A 21,472-nucleotide genomic window follows, 5' to 3' on the forward strand; every position below is an offset into this window, starting at 1 on the left:
CTCTGGATGCCAGCCGTCAAAGTTAAAGAGAATGAACCCTTCGACGTAGCTCTGCGTCGTTTCAAGCGCTCCTGCGAAAAAGCCGGTGTTCTGGCTGAAGTTCGTAGCCGCGAATTTTACGAGAAGCCGACTTCTGAGCGTAAGCGCAAAGCAGCAGCCGCTGTTAAACGTCACGCCAAGAAAGTTCAGCGCGAACAGCGCCGCGCCGTTCGTCTGTACTAATACAGACGTCCGTCGCAAGCTTCTGCCTCGCCCGGCCCACAGCCGGGCTGCCGGCAGTTGTTGTTTGATCCTTTGGCCTTCGGGCCCAAGGCGTCCTGTTGCCCTGCAGCATGGACAACCTGCCTGAATCGTCAGAACTGGCCGCAACGCCAGCTGTGCGCGTCCTTCCTGACGAGCCTTCACCGGCTGCAGACGAGCACGTCTTTCCGTATTTTGTGTTACGCCATTCGACATCGCTCGAACGCGCAGCCGTTCCCGCCGCATTAGCGATTACACTTGCTTATCGCCTGATGATGAGAGTGCCATGGCCGGGCTGATTCCCCAGAGTTTTATCGACGACCTGCTCAACCGTACCGACATCGTCGATGTGGTGAGTTCGCGCGTGCAGCTGAAAAAAGCTGGCAAGAACCTCACGGCCTGCTGCCCGTTCCACAAGGAAAAGACCCCGTCCTTCAGCGTCAGCCCCGACAAACAGTTCTATTACTGCTTCGGCTGCGGCGCGGGCGGCAACGCCCTTGGCTTCATCATGGACCACGACAACCTGGATTTCCCCCAGGCCGTCGAGGAACTGGCCAAGGCCGCCGGCATGGAGATCCCCCGCGAAGAAAGCGGGCGTGGTCACAAACCCCGGCAACCAGTCGATTCACCGCTGTACCCGCTGCTTGAAGCCGCCGCCGAATTTTATCGCCAGGCGCTGCGCAGCCATCCGACGCGCAAATCCGCGGTCGACTACCTCAAGGGCCGCGGCCTGTCCGGCGAGATCGCCCGCGACTTCGGCCTGGGCTTTGCCCCGCCCGGCTGGGACAACCTGTTCAAACACTTGAGCAGCGATACCTTGCAGCAAAAGGCCATGATCGATGCCGGCCTGCTGATCGAGAACGCCGAGTCCGGCAAGCGCTACGACCGCTTCCGTGACCGGGTGATGTTTCCGATCCGCGACAGCCGTGGCCGGGTCATCGCCTTCGGCGGCCGGGTTCTGGGCGACGACAAGCCCAAGTACCTCAACTCCCCGGAAACCCCGGTGTTCCACAAAGGCCAGGAGCTGTACGGGCTGTACGAGGCGCGCAAGTTCAACCGCAACCTCGACGAGATCATCGTGGTCGAAGGCTACATGGACGTCATCGCCCTCGCGCAGCAAGGCTTGCGCAACGCGGTGGCAACCCTGGGCACGGCCACCAGCGAAGAGCACCTCAAGCGTCTGTTTCGCGTGGTGCCGAGCGTGCTGTTCTGTTTTGACGGCGACCAGGCCGGCCGCAATGCTGCCTGGCGCGCCCTGGAAGCTACGCTTTCGAGCCTGCAGGACGGGCGCAAGGCGCGCTTTCTGTTTTTGCCCGAAGGCGAAGACCCCGACACCCTGGTACGCGCCGAAGGCACTGATGCCTTCCGCGCGCGCATCAATCAGCATGCGCAGCCGCTGGCCGATTATTTTTTCCAGCAGTTGACCGAGGAAGCTGACCCGCGCTCGCTCGAGGGCAAGGCACACATGGCCACCCTCGCTGCACCGTTGATCGAAAAAGTGCCTGGGGCGAATCTTCGCGCCTTGATGCGCAACCGCCTCAAGGAAATTACCGGCCTGGACAACCAGCAGGTCGAACAACTGGCGCACACTGCACCGGCTGAAGCTCCACCCAGTTACGACCCGGGCATCGATTACGACGCGATTCCCGACTACACACCGGATTACGCTGATTTTCACCAGCCCGAGTACGCCGCGCCACAACAGCAGTGGACACCGAACAAGGGCGGCAAGAAAAAGTGGGACGGCAAACCCTGGGACAAGAAGGGCAAGCCCTGGGAGCGCAATGGCCAGCGCCAGGATGCGCCACCACGGGTGCCGACCTCGGTAGAACCGCCGACCTTGAGCGCCCTGCGCACCTTGCTGCATCACCCGCAACTGGCGAAAAAGGTCGAAGATGCCAGCCAGCTGGCGGCCGAAGAACACGTCTATGCCCAACTGCTGGTAGCCCTGCTCGAGGCGTTGCAAAAGAATCCTGAGCTACGCTCACTACAGCTGATCGCCCGCTGGCATGGCACCGAACAGGGCCGCCTGCTAAGGGCATTGGCAGAAAAGGAATGGCTGATCGATGCCGATAACCTTGAACAACAGTTTTTCGACACCATAACTAGCTTGTCCGCTCGCCAACGCGAGCGCAGCCTGGAACATCTGCTCAGGAAAGCACGTCAAAGTGACTTGAGCGCAGAGGAAAAAAATCAGCTGCGCGACCTGTTAAGCCGTAATGTTCCCGCACAAACCCCGACCTCAACTGGCGCGTGAGGTCCTAGCTCGGGTATAATCCTCGGCTTGTTTTTTGCCCGCCAAGACCTTCAGTGGATAGGGTGTTATGTCCGGAAAAGCGCAACAGCAGTCTCGCATCAAAGAGTTGATCACCCGCGGTCGTGAGCAGGGCTACCTGACTTACGCGGAGGTCAACGACCACCTGCCAGAGGATATTTCAGATCCGGAGCAGGTGGAAGACATCATCCGCATGATCAACGACATGGGGATCAACGTATTCGAGAGTGCTCCGGATGCGGATGCCCTTTTGTTGGCCGAAGCCGACACCGACGAAGCCGCAGCTGAAGAAGCCGCCGCAGCGTTGGCGGCTGTGGAAACCGATATTGGTCGCACGACTGACCCGGTGCGCATGTACATGCGTGAAATGGGTACCGTCGAGCTTCTGACCCGCGAAGGCGAAATCGAAATCGCCAAGCGGATCGAAGAAGGTATTCGTGAAGTCATGGGTGCTATCGCCCACTTCCCGGGTACTGTCGAGCACATCCTCTCCGAGTACGATCGCGTCACCACCGAAGGTGGCCGCCTGTCCGACGTTCTCAGCGGTTACATCGACCCGGACGACGGCATCGCGCCGCCGGCCGAAGTGCCGCCGCCGATCGACCCGAAAGCCCCGGCCAAGGCCGATGCTGACGACGACGAGGAAGAGAAAGAGGAAAGCAGCGACGAAGAGGAAGAAGTCGAAAGCGGTCCGGATCCGGTCGTCGCGCAACAGCGCTTCGGTGCCGTCCAGGATCAGCTCAACGCTACCCTCAAGGTACTGAAGAAGAACGGCCGCAGCCACAAGGACAGCCTCAAGGCGATGCTTGATCTGGCCGAGCTGTTCATGCCGATCAAGCTGGTACCGAAGCAGTTCGAAGCCCTGGTTGAGCGCGTTCGTAGCGCCCTGGACCGCCTGCGTCAGCAAGAACGCGCCATCATGCAACTGTGCGTCCGTGACGCGCGCATGCCACGTGCCGACTTCCTGCGCCTGTTCCCGAGCAACGAAATCGACCAGACCTGGGCCAGCGACCTGGCCAAGCGCAGCACCAAATGGGCGGCTGCCCTGGGTGAGAAAAGCGACGCCATCGTGGCCTGCCAGCAGAAGCTGATCGACCTCGAAAGCGAAACCGGCCTGACCATCGCCGAGATCAAGGACATCAACCGTCGCATGTCGATCGGTGAAGCCAAGGCTCGTCGCGCTAAGAAAGAAATGGTCGAGGCCAACCTGCGCCTGGTTATCTCGATCGCCAAGAAGTACACCAACCGCGGCCTGCAGTTCCTCGACCTGATCCAGGAAGGCAATATCGGCCTGATGAAGGCGGTGGACAAGTTCGAATACCGTCGTGGTTACAAGTTCTCGACCTATGCCACCTGGTGGATTCGCCAGGCGATCACCCGTTCGATCGCCGACCAGGCCCGCACCATCCGTATTCCGGTGCACATGATCGAGACGATCAACAAGCTCAACCGTATTTCCCGGCAGATGTTGCAGGAAATGGGTCGCGAACCGACCCCGGAAGAGCTGGGTGAGCGCATGGAAATGCCTGAGGACAAGATCCGCAAGGTATTGAAGATCGCCAAAGAGCCGATCTCCATGGAAACCCCGATCGGTGACGACGAAGATTCGCACCTGGGTGACTTCATCGAAGACTCGACCATGCAGTCGCCAATCGATGTGGCCACGGTCGAAAGCCTCAAGGAAGCGACCCGTGACGTGCTCTCCGGTCTGACCGCACGCGAAGCCAAGGTGCTGCGCATGCGTTTCGGTATCGACATGAACACCGATCACACCCTCGAAGAGGTCGGCAAACAATTCGACGTGACCCGCGAGCGGATCCGTCAGATTGAAGCCAAGGCGCTGCGCAAGCTGCGCCACCCGACGCGAAGCGAGCATCTGCGCTCCTTCCTCGACGAGTGATGACAAACCCCGGCCCAGGCCGGGGTTTTTCTTTTCCGGCGAACGGCGCTTTTCAGCCTTTGCCCACTACCCCGCCGCTGAAATGCCCGTCTACACTCGAATCAATCCACCTGTGTGACGAGGCCGTTATGCCCCGAATGCCGGCCCTTCTGTTGGCTCTCCTGCTCGTCTGGAGTGCAACTGCCGGCGCCTTGACCCTGACTGAGGAAGAACAAGCCTGGCTCAGCGCCCACCCGCAGCTGCGCCTGGGCGTCGATGCATCCTGGCCACCTTTTGAATACCGGGACCAGGACGGTCGCTACCAGGGATTGGCCGCCGACTACATTGCCCTTATCCAGGACCGCCTGGACGTGCAGTTCAAGCCGATCGAGCCGATCAGCTGGACTGCCGTGCTCGAGCAGGCCCGGCAGAACAAGCTCGACCTGCTGCCCGGTATCATGTCGACCCCAGAGCGCCAGAGCTTTCTGGCCTTCACCCGCCCGTACCTGGATTTTCCGATCGTCATCCTCGCCCATGATGGCGGGCCGCAGCCACGGACCATCAAGGACCTCTACGGCCTGAAGATCGCCGTGGTGGAAAACTACGCGCCCCACGAGCTGTTGCGCACCCACCACCCGGACCTCAACCTGGTGGCCCTGCCCAATGTCAGCTCGGCGCTGCAGGCCCTGGCCACCGATGAAGTGGACGCCGTGGTGGGCGACCTTGCCTCGAGCATCTGGAGCCTGCGCCAGCTCAAGCTCGAAGGCCTTTACGTCAGCGGCGAAACGCCCTACCGCTATCAGCTGGCCATGGCAGTGCCACGGGAACAGAAGATCCTCGTCGGCATTCTCGACAAGGTCATGGCCGACATGAGCCCCGGCGAAATCAGCAATATCCAGGAGCGCTGGGTCGGCAAAGTGCTTGACCACCGCACGCTGTGGTACGACCTGCTGATCTACGGCCTGCCCGCCCTGCTGCTGATGATCGCCATCCTTGCTGCGGTGATCCGCGTCAACCGCCGCCTGAGCTCGGAGATTTCCCGGCGCATCGCCCTTGAGCAGGAACTGCGCAGCAGCGAATACCACTACCGCGGCCTGGTCGAAAGCCTTTCGGCCATTGCCTGGGAAGCCGACGCCAACGACTTCACCTACAGCTACGTCTCGCCCCATGCCGAAGACCTGCTCGGCTACCCGTTGAACCAGTGGCTGCGCCCGGGCTTCTGGCGCAGTATCATCCACCCTGACGACGCCCTCTGGGCCCAGGCCTATTGCGACAGCGAAACCGCCGCCGGCCGCGATCACAGCCTTGATTACCGCGTAATCCGCGCCGACGGCCGCAGCCTGTGGGTGCGCGATATCGTCAGCCTCATCGAACACGGGCACAAACCAGTGATGCGTGGGCTGATGATCGATATCAGCGAAACCAAGAACGCCGAAGAAGCCCTGCGCCTGTCGGAGCAGAAGTTCGCCTCGGTGTTTCAGCAGTGCCCGGATATCCTGGTCATCGCCCGGATGAGCGACGGCTGCCTGCTGGAAGTCAACGAGGCCTTTGAAGAACAGATCGGCCTGAGCCCGGCGCAAGTGCTGGGCCGCACCGCCACCGAGCTGAACATCTGGGGCATCGACGGCGTTGGCCCGGACCTGCTCAAGCGCTTGCAGGCAGGCAGCATCCGCAACCTGGAAATGCTCTTCCGGCGCAGCAACGGCCAGCTGTTCACCGGCCTGACTTCCGCCGAGACCTTCCAGCTCGACAGCACGCCGGCGCTGGTAGTGGCAGTACGCGACATCAGCCAGCTGAAAGAAACCCAGGAGCAGTTGCAAACCTCCGAAGAGAAGTTCGCCAAGGCCTTCCACGCCTCCCCCGACGGCCTGTTGCTGTCGCGCCAGAGTGACGGTTTGCTGATCGAAGTAAACGAAGGCTTCTGCCGCCTGACCGGCTACGACACCCACATGTCGCTGGACCACACCTCGCTGGACCTGGGTATCTGGGTCGACCTCAACGAGCGCCGGCGGCTGCTGGACATGCTCCAGCGCGACGGCTTCGTGCGTGATTTCAGCTGCCATATCCGCCGCAGCGACGGCCAGATCCGCCTCTGCGAACTGTCAGCCAGGCCGCTGCCGATTGCCGGGGTCGATTGCATGCTGACCATCGCCCGCGACATCACCGAGCGCCATCTGATGCAGGAAAAACTGCAACTGGCCGCCACCGTATTCGAGAACACCGCCGAAGGCGTGTTGATCACCGACATCGACCAGCGCATCAGTGCGGTCAACCGCGCCTTCAGCGAAATCACCGGCTACAGCGAGTTTGAAGCGCTGGGTCAGACCCCACGGCTGCTCGCCTCCGGCCAGCACGATAGCGCCTTCTATGTGGCCATGTGGCACCAACTGACGGCCGAGGGCCATTGGCAGGGCGAAATCCACAACCGGCGCAAGAACGGCGAGGTCTACCCCAGTTGGCTGACCATCAGCGCGGTGCGCAACAGCGAGCGCGCCATCACCCACTTTGTCGCGGTGTTCGCCGATATCTCCAGCCTCAAGCACGCCCAGGCCAAGCTCGATTACCAGGCCCATCACGACCCGCTGACCGGCCTGCCCAATCGCACCCTGTTCGAAAGCCGCCTGCAGGCCGCGCTCAACTGTTCCCAGGCCTCCAAGCGCCAAGGCGCGGTGCTGTTTCTCGATCTCGATCGCTTCAAGCACATCAACGACAGCCTCGGCCATCCGGTCGGCGACCTGTTGCTTAAAGGCATCGCCCAGCGGCTCAAGGAACAGGTGCGCGACATCGATACCGTCGCACGCCTGGGCGGCGACGAGTTCATCATCCTGCTGCCCGGCCTGCACCAGCCTAGTGATGCCGAGCACATCGCGCACAAACTGCTGGCCTGCTTTGGCGCACCGTTCCAGGCTGGCGAACATGAGTTCTTTACCAGCGCCAGCATCGGCACCAGCCTTTATCCACAGGACGGCACCGACGTCGCCTCGCTGATCCGCAACGCCGACGCCGCCATGTACCGCTCCAAGGCCAAGGGGCGCAACCGGGTCGAGTCCTACACCCGCGACCTCACCGCCCAGGCCAGCGAGCGCATCGCCCTGGAGCACGAACTGCGCCGGGCCATCGAGCGCAATGAACTGAGCCTGTGCTATCAGCCCAAGTTCAGCCTCAAGACCCAGAGCCTGGTCGGCGCCGAAGCGCTGATCCGCTGGACCAACCCGACGTTCGGCGACGTCCCGCCGGAGCACTTCATTGCACTGGCCGAAGAGAACGGCATGATCCTGCAACTGGGCGACTGGGTACTGGAACAAGCCTGCCGGCAAATGCAGGTCTGGAAACATAACTACCTGGCGTTCGGCCCGCTGTCGGTCAACCTCGCCGGCGCCCAGTTGCGCCAGCCAAGCCTGGTCAAACGCATCGAACAACTGCTCAAGACCCACCAGCTCATGGCCGGTGACCTGCAGTTGGAAATCACCGAGAACTTCATCATGAGCCAGGCCGAAGAAGCCCTGGCCATCCTTCATCAACTCAAGCACCTGGGCGTGCAACTGGCGATCGACGACTTCGGCACCGGCTACTCGTCGCTGAGCTACCTCAAACGCCTGCCGCTGGATATCCTCAAGATCGACCAGTCGTTCATCCGCGGCCTGCCCGACGATCCTCATGATGCGGCCATTGCCCGCGCCATCATTGCCCTGGGCCGCAGCATGCAACTGACCATCATCGCCGAAGGGGTGGAAAGCCAGGCTCAGCAGCAGTTTCTCGCTGCCGAAGGCTGCGAGCAGATCCAGGGCTACATCGTCAGCCTGCCGCTGCCGCCCGAAGAATTTGCCGCGAGTTTCCTTCGCATAGCACTTTCAGATCTTTCGGATAGCACAGCCTGGAAACCCTCGTTATAATCCGCGTCCACTGGGGCCTATAGCTCAGTTGGTTAGAGCAGGGGACTCATAATCCCTTGGTCGCAGGTTCGAGTCCTGCTGGGCCCACCAAACAAAAAACCGCGCATGGCGCGGTTTTTTTGTGCCCGCTGTCAGCTGCGCAGTTCTGCCGCCCACAAGCCCGGGGTCTTGCCGTAGTGGCGCTGGAACAAGGCGATGAACGCCGACACCGAGTCGTAGCCCAGCTCATTGGCCAGCGCCGTGACGCTCATGCCTTGCGCCAGCAACGGCAAGGCCGCCAACAGGCGCAAGCGTTGGCGCCACTCCCTGAACGACAACTGCGTCTGGGCCTGGAACAACCGCACCAGGGTGCGCCGCGAAGCCCCCACCTGCTGCGCCCAGTCTTCAATGCTGCGGTTGTCGCCAGGGTTGGCCTGCAAGGCTTCGCTGATTCGGCGCAGGCGCGGATCGCTGGGCAGCGGCAGGCCGAACGGCGCTTCGGGCAGTTCGCGCAACTCATCGACCAGCACCTGCAACAGCCGCGCCTGGGCGCCTTGGGCAGGGTATTGCGGCGCAAAGCTGTTGGCCTTGGCGATCAGCTCGCGTACCAGCGGCGTGACTTGCACCACACCGCAAGGGCGCTGGTAGCCATTGAGCAGCGAGTCATCCAGGTACAGCCCGCGAAACTCGATGGTCTGGTCGCTGTAGGCGGTGTGCTCGACCCCCGCCGGTATCCACAACGCACATTGCGGCGGCAGCAGGTAGCTGTGCTGCTCGGTGACCACTTGCATGATGCCGGCGCTGGCGTAAGTGAACTGCACCCAGGGGTGTCTGTGCAATTGCACGCGATGGCCGGCCGGAATGGCAAACATGCGCCGGTAAACCGGCCCCGGCAGTTGCTGGAAGTCCGGCAACGGCGGTACTTCACTGCTTTGTCTCATTGGCGGCAATGCCTGTCTCCTTTGCTCAAGTGAGCCGACGAAGGCCGATGGTAGCCTGCGCCCGGCTTCGTTGAACAACCCAAGGAGAGACCGATGAGCAGCCATGTGCGTGAAAACCGTTTGAGCGTGCCCGCCATCCAGCAACGCAAGGGCGCTGGCAACCTGGTGGTGCTGACCGCCTACAGCATGCCGATGGCGCGTTGGGTAGATGCCGAAGCCGACGTGATTATCGTCGGCGACTCGGTGGGCATGGTGCTATATGGCCTGCCCAGCACTTTGGGAGTCAGCCTGGAGATGATGATTGCCCATGGCCAGGCAGTGATGCGCGGCTCCCAGCGCGCTTGCGTGGTCATCGACCTGCCCTTTGGCAGCTATCAGGCCTCACCCGAACAGGCCTTCCTCAGCGCCGCCCGGCTGCTGCGCGAGACAGGTGCCCAGGGCGTCAAGCTTGAGGGCGGTGAAGAGCTGGCCGAGACCGTAGAATTCCTCACCCGCCGTGGGATTCCGGTCATGGCCCATGTCGGCCTGATGCCGCAACAGGTCAACTGCCTGGGAGGTTTCAAGGCCCTGGGCCGCGACGACCAGGGCGCCGCCAAAGTGCGCCAGGACGCCCTGGCCATGCAGGCCGCCGGTGCCTTTTCGGTGGTGCTCGAAGGCATCGCCGAACCCCTGGCACGCCGCGTGAGCGAAGAGCTGACAATCCCCACCATCGGCATCGGCGCTTCGCCTGCCTGCGATGGCCAGGTGCTGGTCACCGAGGACCTGCTGGGTTTGTTCGGTGAATACCAACCGCGCTTCGTCAAACGCTTTGCCGACCTTCAGCCGCAGATTGCCCAGGCATTGGCCGCCTATGCCCGGGAAGTACGCGACGGCAGCTTCCCCCAGGCCGAGCACTGCTTCAAGGCGCGCTGAGCACAGACGCCTTGCCCCAGGGTGAGGGCAATGGATAGGCTATCGCGCTTATTCCATGAGCCGCGCAAAGCGGCTCTTGCCAGAGAGTGCCCATGTCCGACAGCCGCCCCGTCGCCCTCGACGAAATCGATCGCCAGCTGATCTCGCTGCTGCAGATCAACGCCCGTGAAAGCGTCGCCACGCTCGCCCGGCAACTGGGTATCGCGCGCACCACGGTAACTTCGCGCCTGGCCCGTCTGGAAAAGACCAAGGTCATCAGCGGCTACGGCGTGCGCCTGGGTCAGCGCCTGATCGATGGTGGCCTGCAGGCCTATGTCGGGATCAAGGTACAACCGCGTTCGGGCAAGGACGTGGTGCGGCGCCTGAGCGCCATGGGCCAGGTGCAGCAGTTGTGCGCGGTCAGCGGCGAATTCGATTACGTCGCCTGGCTGCGCAGCGACTCGCCCGAGCAACTGGACCAGTTGCTCGACCAGATCGGCAGCGTTGAAGGCGTGGAAAAAACCACCACCTCGATCATCCTCAGCAGCAAGGTGGATCGCGGACAGCCGGTTTGACACACCAGGCAATCATCCCCCCGGATGCATCGCGGCTGCACGTATAGGCTGGTTACAGGCCCGTCGCTTGACGGCAAGGCTTGATAACCACAAACTATACGCAGGTAACGTACAAAGCATGGAAGCACTTTTCGTCGAACTACCGGCCTTTGCGCGCTATCGCAGTGACTACCTGGATGACCTGATCCCTGCGCAACGCCATTCGCTCAAACAGATGCTCGATCTGGAAATCGAAGCGAGGAGATAAAATGAAACGTGATATTTTTTCCGAACTGAACGAAGGCTTCGATGCCCTTGCCCAGGAGCGCCAGGGCAAACTGACCCTGCGCTCGCACAAAGTACAGCTCGCCGAGTTGATGGACGTCTCGGCGGAGGAGCTTGTGGCTATTCGCGAACACCTGAACATGTCTCGCGCGGTATTTGCCATGTACCTGCGCACCAATGCCCGCACCCTGGAAAACTGGGAACAGGGTCGGGCTCGCCCCAATGCCCAGGCAATGACGCTGATTCGCCTGGTAGAAAAATTCCCTGAAACCGTGGAGCACCTGGCTGCGCTGGCCTGACTCGTCATTTAGCCAATCAGTATCGTCAAAATGACTTACATCAAATCATAACGACGACACTCTGCATCTTAATTACGTAACCCCCACCCCCTAAAATGACCGCCAGTGTTTTTTCTATACTCAAGCTCCGTACCCCGCGCAGCGCCTGGCAAGGTCACTTATGAACAAGAACAATCGTCACCCCGCCGACGGCAAGAAACCCATCACCATTTTCGGCCCGGATTTTCCTTTTGCCTTTGACGACTGGATCGAGCACCCGGCCGGCTTGGGTAGCATCCCGGCGGCGCGCCATGGAGAGGAAGTGGCGATTGTCGGTGCCGGTATCGCCGGGCTGGTGGCGGCCTACGAGCTGATGAAGCTGGGCCTCAAGCCTGTGGTCTACGAAGCTTCGAAAATGGGTGGGCGCCTGCGCTCGCAAGCCTTCGAAGGCAGCGACGGGATCATCGCCGAGCTGGGTGGCATGCGCTTTCCGGTGTCGTCGACGGCGTTCTACCACTATGTCGACAAGCTCGGCCTTGAAACCAAGCCCTTTCCCAACCCGCTGACCCCTGCGTCGGGCAGCACGGTAATCGACCTCGAAGGCCAGACCCACTACGCGGAAAAACTCTCCGATTTGCCCAAGTTGTTCCAGGAGGTTGCCGACGCCTGGGCCGATGCCCTGGAAGACGGCGCCCGCTTCGGCGACATCCAGCAAGCCATCCGCGACCGCGATGTGCCGCGCCTCAAGGAGCTGTGGAACACCCTGGTACCGCTGTGGGACGACCGCACCTTCTACGACTTCGTCGCCACCTCAAAAGCCTTCGCCAAGCTCAGCTTCCTGCACCGCGAGGTGTTCGGCCAGGTCGGTTTCGGCACCGGTGGCTGGGACTCGGACTTCCCCAATTCGATGCTGGAAATCTTCCGCGTGGTGATGACCAACTGCGACGATCACCAGCACCTGGTAGTTGGCGGCGTCGAGCAAGTGCCGCTGGGCATCTGGCGCCATGTGCCGGAGCGTTGCGCGCACTGGCCGGCCGGCACCAGCCTCAGCTCGCTACACCGCGGCGCGCCACGTGCCGGGGTGAAAAGCATTGCCCGCGACAGCGACGGGCGCCTGGCGGTAACCGACACCTGGGGCGACACCCGCCACTACGCCGCGGTGCTGACCACCTGCCAGAGCTGGCTGCTGACCACCCAGATCGAGTGCGAAGAATCGCTGTTCTCGCAGAAGATGTGGATGGCCCTGGACCGTACCCGCTACATGCAGTCGTCGAAGACCTTCGTCATGGTCGACCGGCCGTTCTGGAAGGACAAGGATCCAGATACTGGCCGCGACCTGATGAGCATGACCCTGACCGACCGCCTGACCCGCGGCACCTACCTGTTCGACAACGGCGACGACAAGCCGGGGGTGATCTGCCTGTCGTACTCGTGGATGAGCGATGCGCTGAAAATGCTCCCGCACCCAGTGGAAAAGCGCGTCAAGCTGGCCCTCGATGCGCTGAAGAAGATCTACCCGAAAGTCGATATCGCCGGGCACATCATCGGCGACCCGATCACCGTGTCGTGGGAAGCCGACCCGCACTTCCTCGGCGCCTTCAAGGGCGCCCTGCCCGGCCATTACCGCTACAACCAGCGCATGTACGCGCACTTCATGCAGCAGGACATGCCGGCCGAGCAGCGCGGCATCTTCATTGCCGGTGACGATGTGTCGTGGACCCCGGCCTGGGTCGAAGGCGCGGTGCAAACGTCGCTCAATGCGGTGTGGGGTATCATCAATCACTTTGGTGGCCAGACCCACCCGGACAACCCAGGCCCGGGCGACGTATTCAATGAAATCGGCCCGATCGCCCTGGCCGACTGACGGGAGAATCGCCATGCGCATCGCCCTGTTCCAAGGCGAACCGCAACCGCTGGACCTGTCCGGCAACCTCGAGCGCCTGCACCAGCAGGCGCAACTGGCCGCTGCCCGCGGCGCCGAACTGCTGGTATGCCCGGAGATGTTCCTGAGCGGCTACAACATCGGCAGCGAAGCCGTCGCGCGCCTGGCCGAAGCCGAAGACGGCCCCTCGGCCATGGCCGTGGTGGAGATCGCCCAGAGCAACCGCATCGCCATTGCCTACGGCTACCCGGAACTGGCCGAGGACGGGCAGATCTTCAACAGCGTGCAGTTGATCGACGCCCACGGCAGCAGCCTGTGCAACTACCGCAAGACCCACCTGTTCGGTGGCCTCGACCGGGCGATGTTCAGCCCGGGGCCCGATCACTTTCCGGTGGTCGAGCTCAACGGCTGGCGCCTGGGCTTTTTGATCTGCTACGACATCGAGTTCCCGGAAAACGCCCGGCGCCTGGCCCTGGCCGGTGCCGAACTGATCCTGGTGCCGACGGCGAACATGGTGCCCTTCGACTTCATTGCCCAGGTCACCGTGCGCGCCCGCGCCTACGAGAACCAGTGCTACCTGGCGTACGCCAACTACTGCGGCAGCGAAGGCGAAATCCACTACTGCGGGCAGAGCAGCATCGTTGGCCCGGATGGCAGCATCCTGGCGATGGCCGGTCGTGACAGCGCGCTGCTGAGCGCCGACCTCGACCTGCAGCGAGTGCACCAAGGGCGGGCCAACAACCCTTACCTGCACGACCTGCGCCCCGAGCTCTACAGCACGGCGCGGCAATAATCCGCTAGCATGACGGTTCGCCTGTACCCGGAGTCGTCATGCCCAGCGCCCTGCACAACCTGACCCTCGCCAATGGCCTGCAGGTCACCCTGCGCCATGCACCGCAGCTAAAACGCTGTGCGGCGGCTGTGCGGGTAGCGGCCGGCAGCCATGACGCGCCACCGGCGTGGCCGGGGCTGGCACACTTTCTCGAGCATCTGTTCTTCCTCGGCAATCAACGCTTCGCCCTGGACGACGGCCTGATGCGCTATGTGCAGCACCACGGCGGGCAGGTCAACGCCAGCACCCGTGAACGCAGCACCGAGTTCTTTTTCGAAGTACCGCCCGCGGCTTTTGCCGGGGGGCTTGAGCGACTGTGCCAGATGCTCGCACAGCCGCAGTTCGACCTTGAGCGGCAAGTGCGCGAACGGGAAGTGATCCATGCCGAGTTCATTGCCTGGTCGCGCAATCCACAAGCGCAGCACCAGTTTGCCTTGCTTCAGGCTGCGGGCAGCGAACATCCGCTGAGCGCGTTCCAAGCTGGCAACCGCTACAGCCTGCAGGTTCAAAATCCGGCGTTCCAGGCGGCGTTGCGCGGCTTTCACCAGCGCTTCTACCAGGCCGGGCAAATCACCTTGAGCCTGAGCGGGCCACAAAGCCTCGACGAACTGCAGGCGTTGGCGAATCGCTTCGGCCAGGTGTTCAGTCGCGGGGCAAAAGTGCAGCAATCGCTACCACCGAGCTTCTATAGCCGGGCTGCGCTGTTGATGCACAACGAACGGCAACTGGATGTGCTGTACCCGTGCGAGCAACTCCCCACAGGTTTTGAGCAGGCAGTCGATTTTCTCGCTACCTGGCTAAGCGACACCCGGCCCGGCGGCTTGCCGGCGACCTTGCGCGCGCGGGGCTGGCTGGCGCACTTCGCGTTTTCCTCGCTGTACAGCTTTGCCGGCCAGACGCTGCTGCATGCGGGCTTCAAGCTCAACGACACGGCTGATGCCACGCAGGTCCAGGCGCTGTTGACTGACTGGCTGGCGTTTTTCCGCACGGCGGACCTGAGCAGCATCAACCAGGAATACGCCCGCTTGCAGCGTTGTCGCGAACTTGCCGCCAGCGCGCTGGAGCTGGCACGCCGGGACAGCACCGGGCAACGCTTCGAAGCGCTGGACGCGCAAGGCTTGGCTGCGCTTGAACAGTTGCTCGAAACAATGCTCGCCGGCCAGGTTAAAACGCCTACCCACGCCTGGCAGTTGCCCGCTGCAAATCCGTTGCTGAGCGTGAAGGCGCAGACCCTCTCGGTCAGCGCCGTTCCCGAACGCCTGACTGTCTCTCCCCTGCTACCGCCGTCGCGCGAGCATGGTGTGGTCTACCTGCGCTGGCAGCTCACCTCAGCCTTGCGTGGGCGCCTGTGTCAGGTACTTGATCGGGCGCTGCAAGCCTTGCGTGAACAGGCTGCGCAGGCTGGGGTGCAAGTGCAATTGAGCGCCTGCGACAAATACTGGCAGTTGCGCTGCGCCGGCAATGGCACCGTGGTGGGCGCAGTGATTGAACAGACATTGGCCATCCTGCGGCAGCCGACCAGCCAGAGCTGGACAACTGGCGCTGCCGAGCAGCCCGATACCATGCCGATCCGCGCGCTGCTCAGGCAGTTGCCGGAGCAACTACTAGGCCGCCGCGTCGACGAGCCCTTGCCAGCCTGCATAATCAGCCAGAGCGATCTGGATGCGTTGTGGGAGCATTCAACCTGGACTGGACTTTCGACCGGCTTCAGTGCCAGCCAGCAATCGGCGCTGAACCAGGCCCTAAGCGCAATGCCAGGGTGCGATGGCAGGCATCTGCCGACCACAATCGAACCTGTGCGGCGCTGGCAAACGCTACCGCCAGCGGCCAGTGAACAGGCCTTGCTGCTGTTCTGCCCGATCGAGGACCAAGCCGCAGGCCGGCTGTTTGCCCAGCAGCTACAAGGGCCTTTCTATCAGCGCCTGCGGGTCGAACTGAACCTGGGCTACGCGGTATTCAGCGCCTTCCGACAGATCGAGGGCTGCAACGGCCTGCTGCTTGGCGTGCAGTCGCCATCGGCCAGCCATACCGAGATCATCGGGCACATCCAGGCATTGCTCGATAACCTGCCCGCCACACTGAGCTGCAACCCTGCAGATAAACAGGCCCTCGCCGCCCAGTTCGACGAAGCGGCGATGACCAACAACGAGGTGGCCGAATGGGCCTGGCAGGCGCATCTGGCCGGCCATCGCCAGCCGCAGTTGAGGGATCTGCAAGCGGCGATCCTGGCGGTCGAAACGCCGCAACTGCAGCACCTGGCCCGCCAGGTAAGCCAGGCCGAACACGGCTGGCTGTGCCTGGCCAACGGCCCGGCGCCCAGCGAAAACTGGCACTGATGCAGGCGATTCTTACCGTCCCGGTAATGGCGTTTATCTTAGATTTAACCATTCGGTCCGTATTTTTTTAGTAAGATAGCGCAATCTTGGCTATGGAACCCCTCACCTGGAGGGTGGACTAAATAAGTAGCTGACAACCCCCAGACCTATCCGGAAGGAGTAATCCCATGTGGACCAAACCTGCTTACACTGACCTGCGTATCGGCTTTGAAGTGACCATGTATTTCGCAAGCCGCTGAACCTGCTTGCGGTACAACGCCTCGGCCCGCCGGGGCGTTTTTATTTCAGGACGCGGCAGGAGTGGCCATGTACATCCAGATTCTAGGTTCCGCCGCCGGTGGCGGTTTTCCCCAGTGGAACTGCAACTGCGCCAACTGCAAAGGCTTTCGCGACGGCAGCCTGCGCGCCACGGCGCGCACCCAGTCATCGATTGCCCTGTCTGACGACGGCATCCACTGGGTGCTGTGCAACGCCTCGCCGGACATCCGCGCACAGCTGCAAAGCTTTGCCCCGATGCAGCCGGCCCGGGCCCTGCGCGACACCGGCATCAATGCCATCGTCCTGCTCGACAGCCAGATCGACCACACCACCGGCCTGCTCAGCCTGCGCGAAGGCTGCCCGCACCAGGTCTGGTGCACCGACATGGTCCATCAGGACCTGAGCACTGGTTTCCCGCTGTTCACCATGCTCAGCCACTGGAACGGTGGCCTGCAGTGGCAGCGCATCGAGCTCGAAGGCAGCTTCGTCATCGATGCCTGCCCGAACCTGCGCTTCACCCCCTTCCCACTGCGTAGCGCCGCACCGCCCTACTCACCGCACCGCTTCGACCCACACCCGGGTGACAACCTCGGGCTGATGGTCGAAGACCTGCGCACCGGCGGCAAGCTGTTCTACGCCCCGGGCCTGGGCCAGGTCGACGGCAAATTGTTGCAGATGATGAGCGACGCCGACTGCCTGCTGGTCGACGGCACCCTCTGGGAGGATGATGAAATGCAGCGCCGCGGTGTCGGCACCCGCACCGGCCGCGAGATGGGCCACCTGGCGCAGAACGGCCCGGGCGGCATGCTCGAGGTACTGGAAGGCTTCCCGCGTCAGCGCAAGGTGCTTATCCACATCAACAACACCAACCCGATTCTCGATGAGGATTCGGCCGAACGCGCCGAATGCGTACGCCGCGGCGTCGAAGTGGCCTTCGACGGCATGAGCATCACCCTCTAGGAGCCGACATGAGCGACGCCAAACCGCTGTCCCCCGCCGAATTCGAACAGGCCCTGCGCGCCAAGGGCGCCTATTACCACATTCATCACCCCTACCATGTGGCGATGTATGAAGGCCGCGCGAGCCGCGAGCAGATCCAGGGCTGGGTGGCCAACCGTTTCTATTACCAGGTCAACATCCCGATGAAAGACGCCGCGATCCTGGCCAACTGCCCGGACCGCGAAATCCGCCGCGAGTGGATTCAGCGCCTGCTCGACCATGACGGCGCCCCTGGCGAAGACGGCGGCATCGAAGCCTGGCTGCGCCTGGGCCAGGCGGTCGGCCTCGATCCGCAGCAGCTGCGTTCCCAGGAACTGGTGCTGCCCGGCGTGCGTTTTGCCGTGGATGCCTACGTCAACTTCGCCCGCCGCGCCAGTTGGCAAGAGGCGGCCAGCAGCTCGCTGACCGAGCTGTTCGCCCCGCAGATCCATCAGTCGCGGCTCGACAGCTGGCCGCAGCACTACCCATGGATCGACCCGGCCGGCTACGAGTACTTCCGCACTCGCCTGGGCCAGGCCCGGCGTGACGTCGAGCATGGGCTGGCAATTACCCTGCAGCACTACACTACAGTTGAAGGCCAGCAGCGCATGCTGGAGATCCTGCAGTTCAAGCTGGACATCCTCTGGAGCATGCTCGATGCCATGAGCATGGCTTACGAACTGAACCGCCCGCCCTATCACAGTGTCACCAGCGAAAGGGTCTGGCACAAAGGAATCGCCCTATGAGTTTTAATCGCGCGCAAGTTCCGGCCTGGCGCCCGGGCTATCGCTTCCAGTACGAGCCGGCGCAAAAGGGCCATGTGCTGTTGTACCCGGAAGGAATGATCAAGCTCAACGACAGCGCTGCGCTGATCGGCGGGCTGATCGACGGCCAGCGTGACGTCGCCGCGATCATCGCCGAGCTGGACAAGCAGTTCCCTGGCGTACCTGAACTTGGTGACGACATCGAGCAGTTCATGGAGGTGGCCCGTGCCGAACACTGGATCAGCCTTGCCTGAATTGCCGGCAAAACCTGACGTCGGCCTGCCGCTGTGGCTGCTCGCCGAGCTGACCTACCGTTGCCCGCTGCAGTGCCCGTACTGCTCCAACCCCCTGGACTTCGCCGCCCAGGGCCAGGAGCTGAGCACCGCGCAGTGGTTCAAGGTGATGGCCGAAGCGCGGGAGATGGGCGCCGCGCAACTGGGCTTTTCCGGCGGTGAGCCGCTGGTGCGCCAGGACCTGGCCGAACTGATCGGCGAGGGCCGGCGCCTGGGCTACTACACCAACCTGATCACCTCCGGCATCGGCCTCACCGAACAGAAGATCGCCACCTTCAAAGAGGCCGGGCTGGACCATATCCAGATCAGCTTCCAGGCCAGCGACGAGCAGGTGAACAACCTGCTGGCCGGCTCGAAGAAGGCCTTCGCGCAAAAGCTGGAGATGGCCCGCGCGGTAAAAGCCCATGGCTACCCGATGGTGCTGAACTTCGTCACCCATCGGCACAACATCGATAAGATCGACCGCATCATCGAGCTGTGCGTGGCCCTGGAAGCCGACTTCGTTGAACTGGCCACTTGTCAGTTCTATGGCTGGGCGCACCTGAACCGCGTCGGCCTGCTGCCGACCCGCGCCCAGCTCGAACGCGCCGAGCGCATCACCAACGAGTACCGGGCCAAACTGCAAGCCGCCGGCAACCCGTGCAAGCTGATCTTCGTCACCCCGGACTATTACGAAGAGCGCCCCAAGGCCTGCATGAACGGCTGGGGCAGCGTGTTCCTCACCGTCACCCCGGACGGCACCGCCCTGCCCTGCCATGGCGCCCGGCAGTTACCGGTGCAGTTTCCCAATGTGCGCGAGCACAGCATGCAGCACATCTGGTACGACTCGTTCGGCTTCAACCGCTTTCGCGGTTATGACTGGATGCCCGAGCCGTGCCGCTCCTGCGACGAAAAGGAGAAAGACTTCGGCGGCTGCCGCTGCCAGGCCTTCATGCTCACCGGCGACGCCAGCAATGCCGACCCGGTTTGCGCCAAGTCGGCCGAGCACGGCATCATCCTCAAGGCGCGTGAAGACGCCGAGCATGCCCATCAGACCATCGACGAGCTGACCTTCCGTAATGAGCGAAACTCCCGTGTCATTGTCCGCGGCTGAGCGCTTCAGCGCCGAACAGGCGGTCGCCGCCGGTACCGATTTCGCCGAGCTGCGGGTTGCCGCCCAGGGCCTGTTCTGGAACGAGTTTCGCCCCAGCGACGGCGCCTGCCGGATCTGGCTCTGGCGCGATGGCCAGGCCCGCTGCCTGACGCCCAATGGCTTCAGCGTGCGCAGCCGGGTGTATGAATACGGTGGCGGCAGCTTCTGCCTGAGCGACGATGGCCTGGTGTTCGTCAACGAGGCCGACCAGCAGCTCTATTGCCAGGACCTTGACGGCGGGTTGCCGCAACCACTGACCGAGGGTCTGAAGCGTTACGGCGACCTGCGCTGGGCCAATGGCCAGGTGCTGGCAGTGGAAGAAAGCCATGGCCCGGGGACGGTCGAGCATCGCCTGGTGGCCATCGCCAAGGGCAGCCGTGAAGTACTGGCCGAAGGCGCCGACTTCTACGCCGCGCCCACCCTCAGCGCCGATGGCTCGCGCCTGGCCTGGATAGAATGGAGCCGCCCCGAGCAACCATGGACCGCAACCCGGCTGCTCTGTTGCCAGCGCCAGGCCAATGGCCGCTGGAGCACACCGCGCTGTATCGCCGGTGAACAAGGCCTGCAACAGTCCCTGCAGCAACCACATTTTGATGCCGGCGGCCGCTTGTATTGCCTGTCCGACCGCAACGGTTATTGGCAACCCTGGGGCGAAACCGCCGCAGGCTGGAGCGCATTGCCGGCCGCCGCTGCCGACCACGCCGGCGCGCCCTGGCAACTGGGCGCCAGCACCTGGCTGGCGCTGGATCAGCAACACTACCTGGCCAGCTGGTTCGAAAACGGCTTCAGCCGTTTAGGCATCTGTCATGCCGACGGTTCGGTAGAAGACTACAGCGCGAACTACAACCGCTTCCGCTGCCTAGACCTCGACGAGCAACACATCTATGCCATTGCCGCGTCGGCCATCAGCCCACCTGCGGTTATCGCCATCAATCGCCAGAATCATCAGGTGCAGGTGTTGGCAGGCGGTGCCTTGCCGCTGCCGGCCGAACGCATCAGCCGCCCGCAGGCCCTGCGCTACCCCAGTGGCGATGGTTTCGCTCATGGTTTCTTCTACCCGGCCATGAACGGTGAGGCGCAGCCGCCACTGCTGGTGTTCATCCATGGCGGGCCGACCTCGGCCTGCTACCCGGTGCTCGACCCGCGCATCCAGTACTGGGCCCAGCGCGGTTTTGCCGTGGCCGACCTCAATTACCGAGGCAGCAGCAGCTATGGCCGCGACTATCGCCAGGCCCTGCACCTGCGCTGGGGCGAGATTGACGTCGAAGATGCCTGCGCCGTGGTCAGGCACCTGGCCGAACGCAAGCTGATCGACCCGCAGCGCGCGTTCATCCGTGGCGGCAGCGCTGGCGGCTACACCACCCTCTGCGCCCTGGCGTTCCATGATGTATTCCGCGCCGGTGCCAGCCTCTACGGCGTCAGCGACCCGCAGGCGCTGGCCCGCGCCACGCACAAATTCGAAGGCGATTACCTGGACTGGCTGATCGGCGACCCGGTAGTCGACGCCGAACGTTACCAGCAGCGCACGCCGTTGCTGCACGCCGCCAACATCAAGGTGCCGGTGATCTTCTTCCAGGGTGAGCTGGATGCCGTGGTGGTGCCGGAACAGACCCGTTCGATGCTGGATGCATTGAAAGCCAACGGCATTCGCGCCGAAGGGCATTTCTACCCATCGGAGCGTCACGGTTTTCGTACCGCGAGCAACCTGGCGCATGCGCTGGAAGAGGAATGGAAGTTCTATCGGCGGGTGCTGGAGGGCAGTTAGATCGCTATCGCGACCCG

At 62.8% G+C, this 21,472-nt stretch carries 17 protein-coding genes, 1 tRNA gene and 1 pseudogene; 18 read left to right on the top strand and 1 reads right to left on the bottom strand.

Translation table 11 applies throughout. The features are described 5' to 3' along the window. Nucleotides 1-6: 6 nt before the first annotated feature. From rpsU to LOY34_RS24880, 5 genes are all read left to right on the top strand, one after another. On the top strand, nucleotides 7-222 hold the full coding sequence (gene rpsU / locus LOY34_RS24860; RefSeq protein ID WP_002551877.1) for a 30S ribosomal protein S21: 216 nt from the start codon (nucleotides 7-9) through the stop codon (nucleotides 220-222). A gap of 304 nt (nucleotides 223-526) precedes the next feature. Next, the gene (dnaG, locus tag LOY34_RS24865; protein ID WP_093378936.1) at nucleotides 527-2,497 is read left to right on the top strand and encodes a DNA primase; all 1,971 of its coding nucleotides are present in this window, start codon (nucleotides 527-529) and stop codon (nucleotides 2,495-2,497) included. Between the two features lie 67 nt (nucleotides 2,498-2,564). Continuing rightward, nucleotides 2,565-4,415 carry an RNA polymerase sigma factor RpoD gene (gene rpoD, locus LOY34_RS24870; protein WP_045199259.1) on the top strand — a complete coding sequence of 617 codons (1,851 nt, stop codon included), beginning with the start codon at nucleotides 2,565-2,567 and terminating at the stop codon, nucleotides 4,413-4,415. A gap of 128 nt (nucleotides 4,416-4,543) precedes the next feature. Continuing rightward, on the top strand, nucleotides 4,544-8,287 hold the full coding sequence (locus LOY34_RS24875; protein WP_195885158.1) for an EAL domain-containing protein: 3,744 nt from the start codon (nucleotides 4,544-4,546) through the stop codon (nucleotides 8,285-8,287). Between the two features lie 13 nt (nucleotides 8,288-8,300). Further along, nucleotides 8,301-8,377 (top strand) — tRNA-Ile (locus LOY34_RS24880). A gap of 41 nt (nucleotides 8,378-8,418) precedes the next feature. On the opposite strand, the gene LOY34_RS24885 is transcribed toward LOY34_RS24880, so the two are convergent. Beyond that, entirely contained in the window at nucleotides 8,419-9,207 is a 789-nt protein-coding gene (locus tag LOY34_RS24885; RefSeq protein ID WP_195885159.1) for a helix-turn-helix domain-containing protein, read from the bottom strand. Nucleotides 9,208-9,300: 93 nt separating this feature from the next. Here LOY34_RS24885 and panB point away from each other — a divergent pair, with 93 nt between their 5' ends. The 13 genes and pseudogenes from panB to LOY34_RS24950 all read left to right on the top strand — a co-directional run bounded on the left by panB (nucleotide 9,301) and on the right by LOY34_RS24950 (nucleotide 21,455). Continuing rightward, nucleotides 9,301-10,119, top strand: coding sequence for a 3-methyl-2-oxobutanoate hydroxymethyltransferase (gene panB / locus LOY34_RS24890; protein WP_195885160.1), 819 nt, complete (start codon nucleotides 9,301-9,303; stop codon nucleotides 10,117-10,119). 92 nt (nucleotides 10,120-10,211) lie between these two features. Next, a complete protein-coding gene (locus LOY34_RS24895; protein ID WP_038998420.1) occupies nucleotides 10,212-10,673 on the top strand; it encodes an Lrp/AsnC family transcriptional regulator in 462 nt (153 codons plus the stop codon). Between the two features lie 67 nt (nucleotides 10,674-10,740). Next, a pseudogene (locus LOY34_RS27380) lies at nucleotides 10,741-10,854 on the top strand (toxin); the annotation flags it as partial. Between the two features lie 67 nt (nucleotides 10,855-10,921). Then, complete coding sequence (locus LOY34_RS24905) at nucleotides 10,922-11,236, top strand: DNA-binding transcriptional regulator (protein ID WP_045199246.1); 315 nt, start codon at nucleotides 10,922-10,924, stop codon at nucleotides 11,234-11,236. Between the two features lie 160 nt (nucleotides 11,237-11,396). Beyond that, nucleotides 11,397-13,079, top strand: a complete 1,683-nt coding sequence (locus LOY34_RS24910) for an NAD(P)/FAD-dependent oxidoreductase (protein ID WP_045199243.1) — start codon at nucleotides 11,397-11,399, stop codon at nucleotides 13,077-13,079. 13 nt (nucleotides 13,080-13,092) lie between these two features. After that, a complete protein-coding gene (locus LOY34_RS24915) occupies nucleotides 13,093-13,890 on the top strand; it encodes a carbon-nitrogen hydrolase family protein (RefSeq protein ID WP_195885161.1) in 798 nt (265 codons plus the stop codon). Nucleotides 13,891-13,928: 38 nt separating this feature from the next. Further along, complete coding sequence (gene pqqF, locus LOY34_RS24920) at nucleotides 13,929-16,265, top strand: pyrroloquinoline quinone biosynthesis protein PqqF (protein ID WP_195885162.1); 2,337 nt, start codon at nucleotides 13,929-13,931, stop codon at nucleotides 16,263-16,265. Nucleotides 16,266-16,432: 167 nt separating this feature from the next. After that, on the top strand, nucleotides 16,433-16,504 hold the full coding sequence (pqqA, locus tag LOY34_RS24925) for a pyrroloquinoline quinone precursor peptide PqqA (protein WP_008365141.1): 72 nt from the start codon (nucleotides 16,433-16,435) through the stop codon (nucleotides 16,502-16,504). A 67-nt stretch (nucleotides 16,505-16,571) separates the two neighbouring features. Then, complete coding sequence (gene pqqB / locus LOY34_RS24930; RefSeq protein ID WP_045199237.1) at nucleotides 16,572-17,483, top strand: pyrroloquinoline quinone biosynthesis protein PqqB; 912 nt, start codon at nucleotides 16,572-16,574, stop codon at nucleotides 17,481-17,483. 8 nt (nucleotides 17,484-17,491) lie between these two features. Beyond that, nucleotides 17,492-18,247 carry a pyrroloquinoline-quinone synthase PqqC gene (pqqC, locus tag LOY34_RS24935; RefSeq protein WP_045199236.1) on the top strand — a complete coding sequence of 252 codons (756 nt, stop codon included), beginning with the start codon at nucleotides 17,492-17,494 and terminating at the stop codon, nucleotides 18,245-18,247. Then, the gene (pqqD, locus tag LOY34_RS24940) at nucleotides 18,244-18,519 is read left to right on the top strand and encodes a pyrroloquinoline quinone biosynthesis peptide chaperone PqqD (protein ID WP_045199234.1); all 276 of its coding nucleotides are present in this window, start codon (nucleotides 18,244-18,246) and stop codon (nucleotides 18,517-18,519) included. Before pqqC ends, pqqD begins: the two co-directional genes overlap by 4 nt. Further along, entirely contained in the window at nucleotides 18,491-19,651 is a 1,161-nt protein-coding gene (gene pqqE / locus LOY34_RS24945; protein ID WP_195885163.1) for a pyrroloquinoline quinone biosynthesis protein PqqE, read from the top strand. Before pqqD ends, pqqE begins: the two co-directional genes overlap by 29 nt. Continuing rightward, complete coding sequence (locus LOY34_RS24950; RefSeq protein WP_195885164.1) at nucleotides 19,617-21,455, top strand: S9 family peptidase; 1,839 nt, start codon at nucleotides 19,617-19,619, stop codon at nucleotides 21,453-21,455. Before pqqE ends, LOY34_RS24950 begins: the two co-directional genes overlap by 35 nt. Nucleotides 21,456-21,472: the final 17 nt, after the last annotated feature.

Source organism: Pseudomonas sp. B21-009 (assembly GCF_024749345.1).
Classification (GTDB): domain Bacteria; phylum Pseudomonadota; class Gammaproteobacteria; order Pseudomonadales; family Pseudomonadaceae; genus Aquipseudomonas.

What these genes read in the sequence shown, in the direction of transcription:
- LOY34_RS24905 (WP_045199246.1), top strand. Translation starts at nt 10,922, where the DNA reads ATGAAACGTGATATTTTTTCCGAACTGAACGAAGGCTTCGATGCCCTT.
- panB (WP_195885160.1), top strand. Translation starts at nt 9,301, where the DNA reads ATGAGCAGCCATGTGCGTGAAAACCGTTTGAGCGTGCCCGCCATCCAG.
- LOY34_RS24915 (WP_195885161.1), top strand. Translation starts at nt 13,093, where the DNA reads ATGCGCATCGCCCTGTTCCAAGGCGAACCGCAACCGCTGGACCTGTCC.
- pqqF (WP_195885162.1), top strand. Translation starts at nt 13,929, where the DNA reads ATGCCCAGCGCCCTGCACAACCTGACCCTCGCCAATGGCCTGCAGGTC.
- dnaG (WP_093378936.1), top strand. Translation starts at nt 527, where the DNA reads ATGGCCGGGCTGATTCCCCAGAGTTTTATCGACGACCTGCTCAACCGT.
- pqqD (WP_045199234.1), top strand. Translation starts at nt 18,244, where the DNA reads ATGAGTTTTAATCGCGCGCAAGTTCCGGCCTGGCGCCCGGGCTATCGC.
- LOY34_RS24910 (WP_045199243.1), top strand. Translation starts at nt 11,397, where the DNA reads ATGAACAAGAACAATCGTCACCCCGCCGACGGCAAGAAACCCATCACC.
- rpoD (WP_045199259.1), top strand. Translation starts at nt 2,565, where the DNA reads ATGTCCGGAAAAGCGCAACAGCAGTCTCGCATCAAAGAGTTGATCACC.
- LOY34_RS24895 (WP_038998420.1), top strand. Translation starts at nt 10,212, where the DNA reads ATGTCCGACAGCCGCCCCGTCGCCCTCGACGAAATCGATCGCCAGCTG.
- pqqC (WP_045199236.1), top strand. Translation starts at nt 17,492, where the DNA reads ATGAGCGACGCCAAACCGCTGTCCCCCGCCGAATTCGAACAGGCCCTG.
- LOY34_RS24885 (WP_195885159.1), bottom strand. Translation starts at nt 9,207, where the DNA reads ATGAGACAAAGCAGTGAAGTACCGCCGTTGCCGGACTTCCAGCAACTG.
- LOY34_RS24875 (WP_195885158.1), top strand. Translation starts at nt 4,544, where the DNA reads ATGCCCCGAATGCCGGCCCTTCTGTTGGCTCTCCTGCTCGTCTGGAGT.
- rpsU (WP_002551877.1), top strand. Translation starts at nt 7, where the DNA reads ATGCCAGCCGTCAAAGTTAAAGAGAATGAACCCTTCGACGTAGCTCTG.
- pqqB (WP_045199237.1), top strand. Translation starts at nt 16,572, where the DNA reads ATGTACATCCAGATTCTAGGTTCCGCCGCCGGTGGCGGTTTTCCCCAG.
- LOY34_RS24950 (WP_195885164.1), top strand. Translation starts at nt 19,617, where the DNA reads ATGAGCGAAACTCCCGTGTCATTGTCCGCGGCTGAGCGCTTCAGCGCC.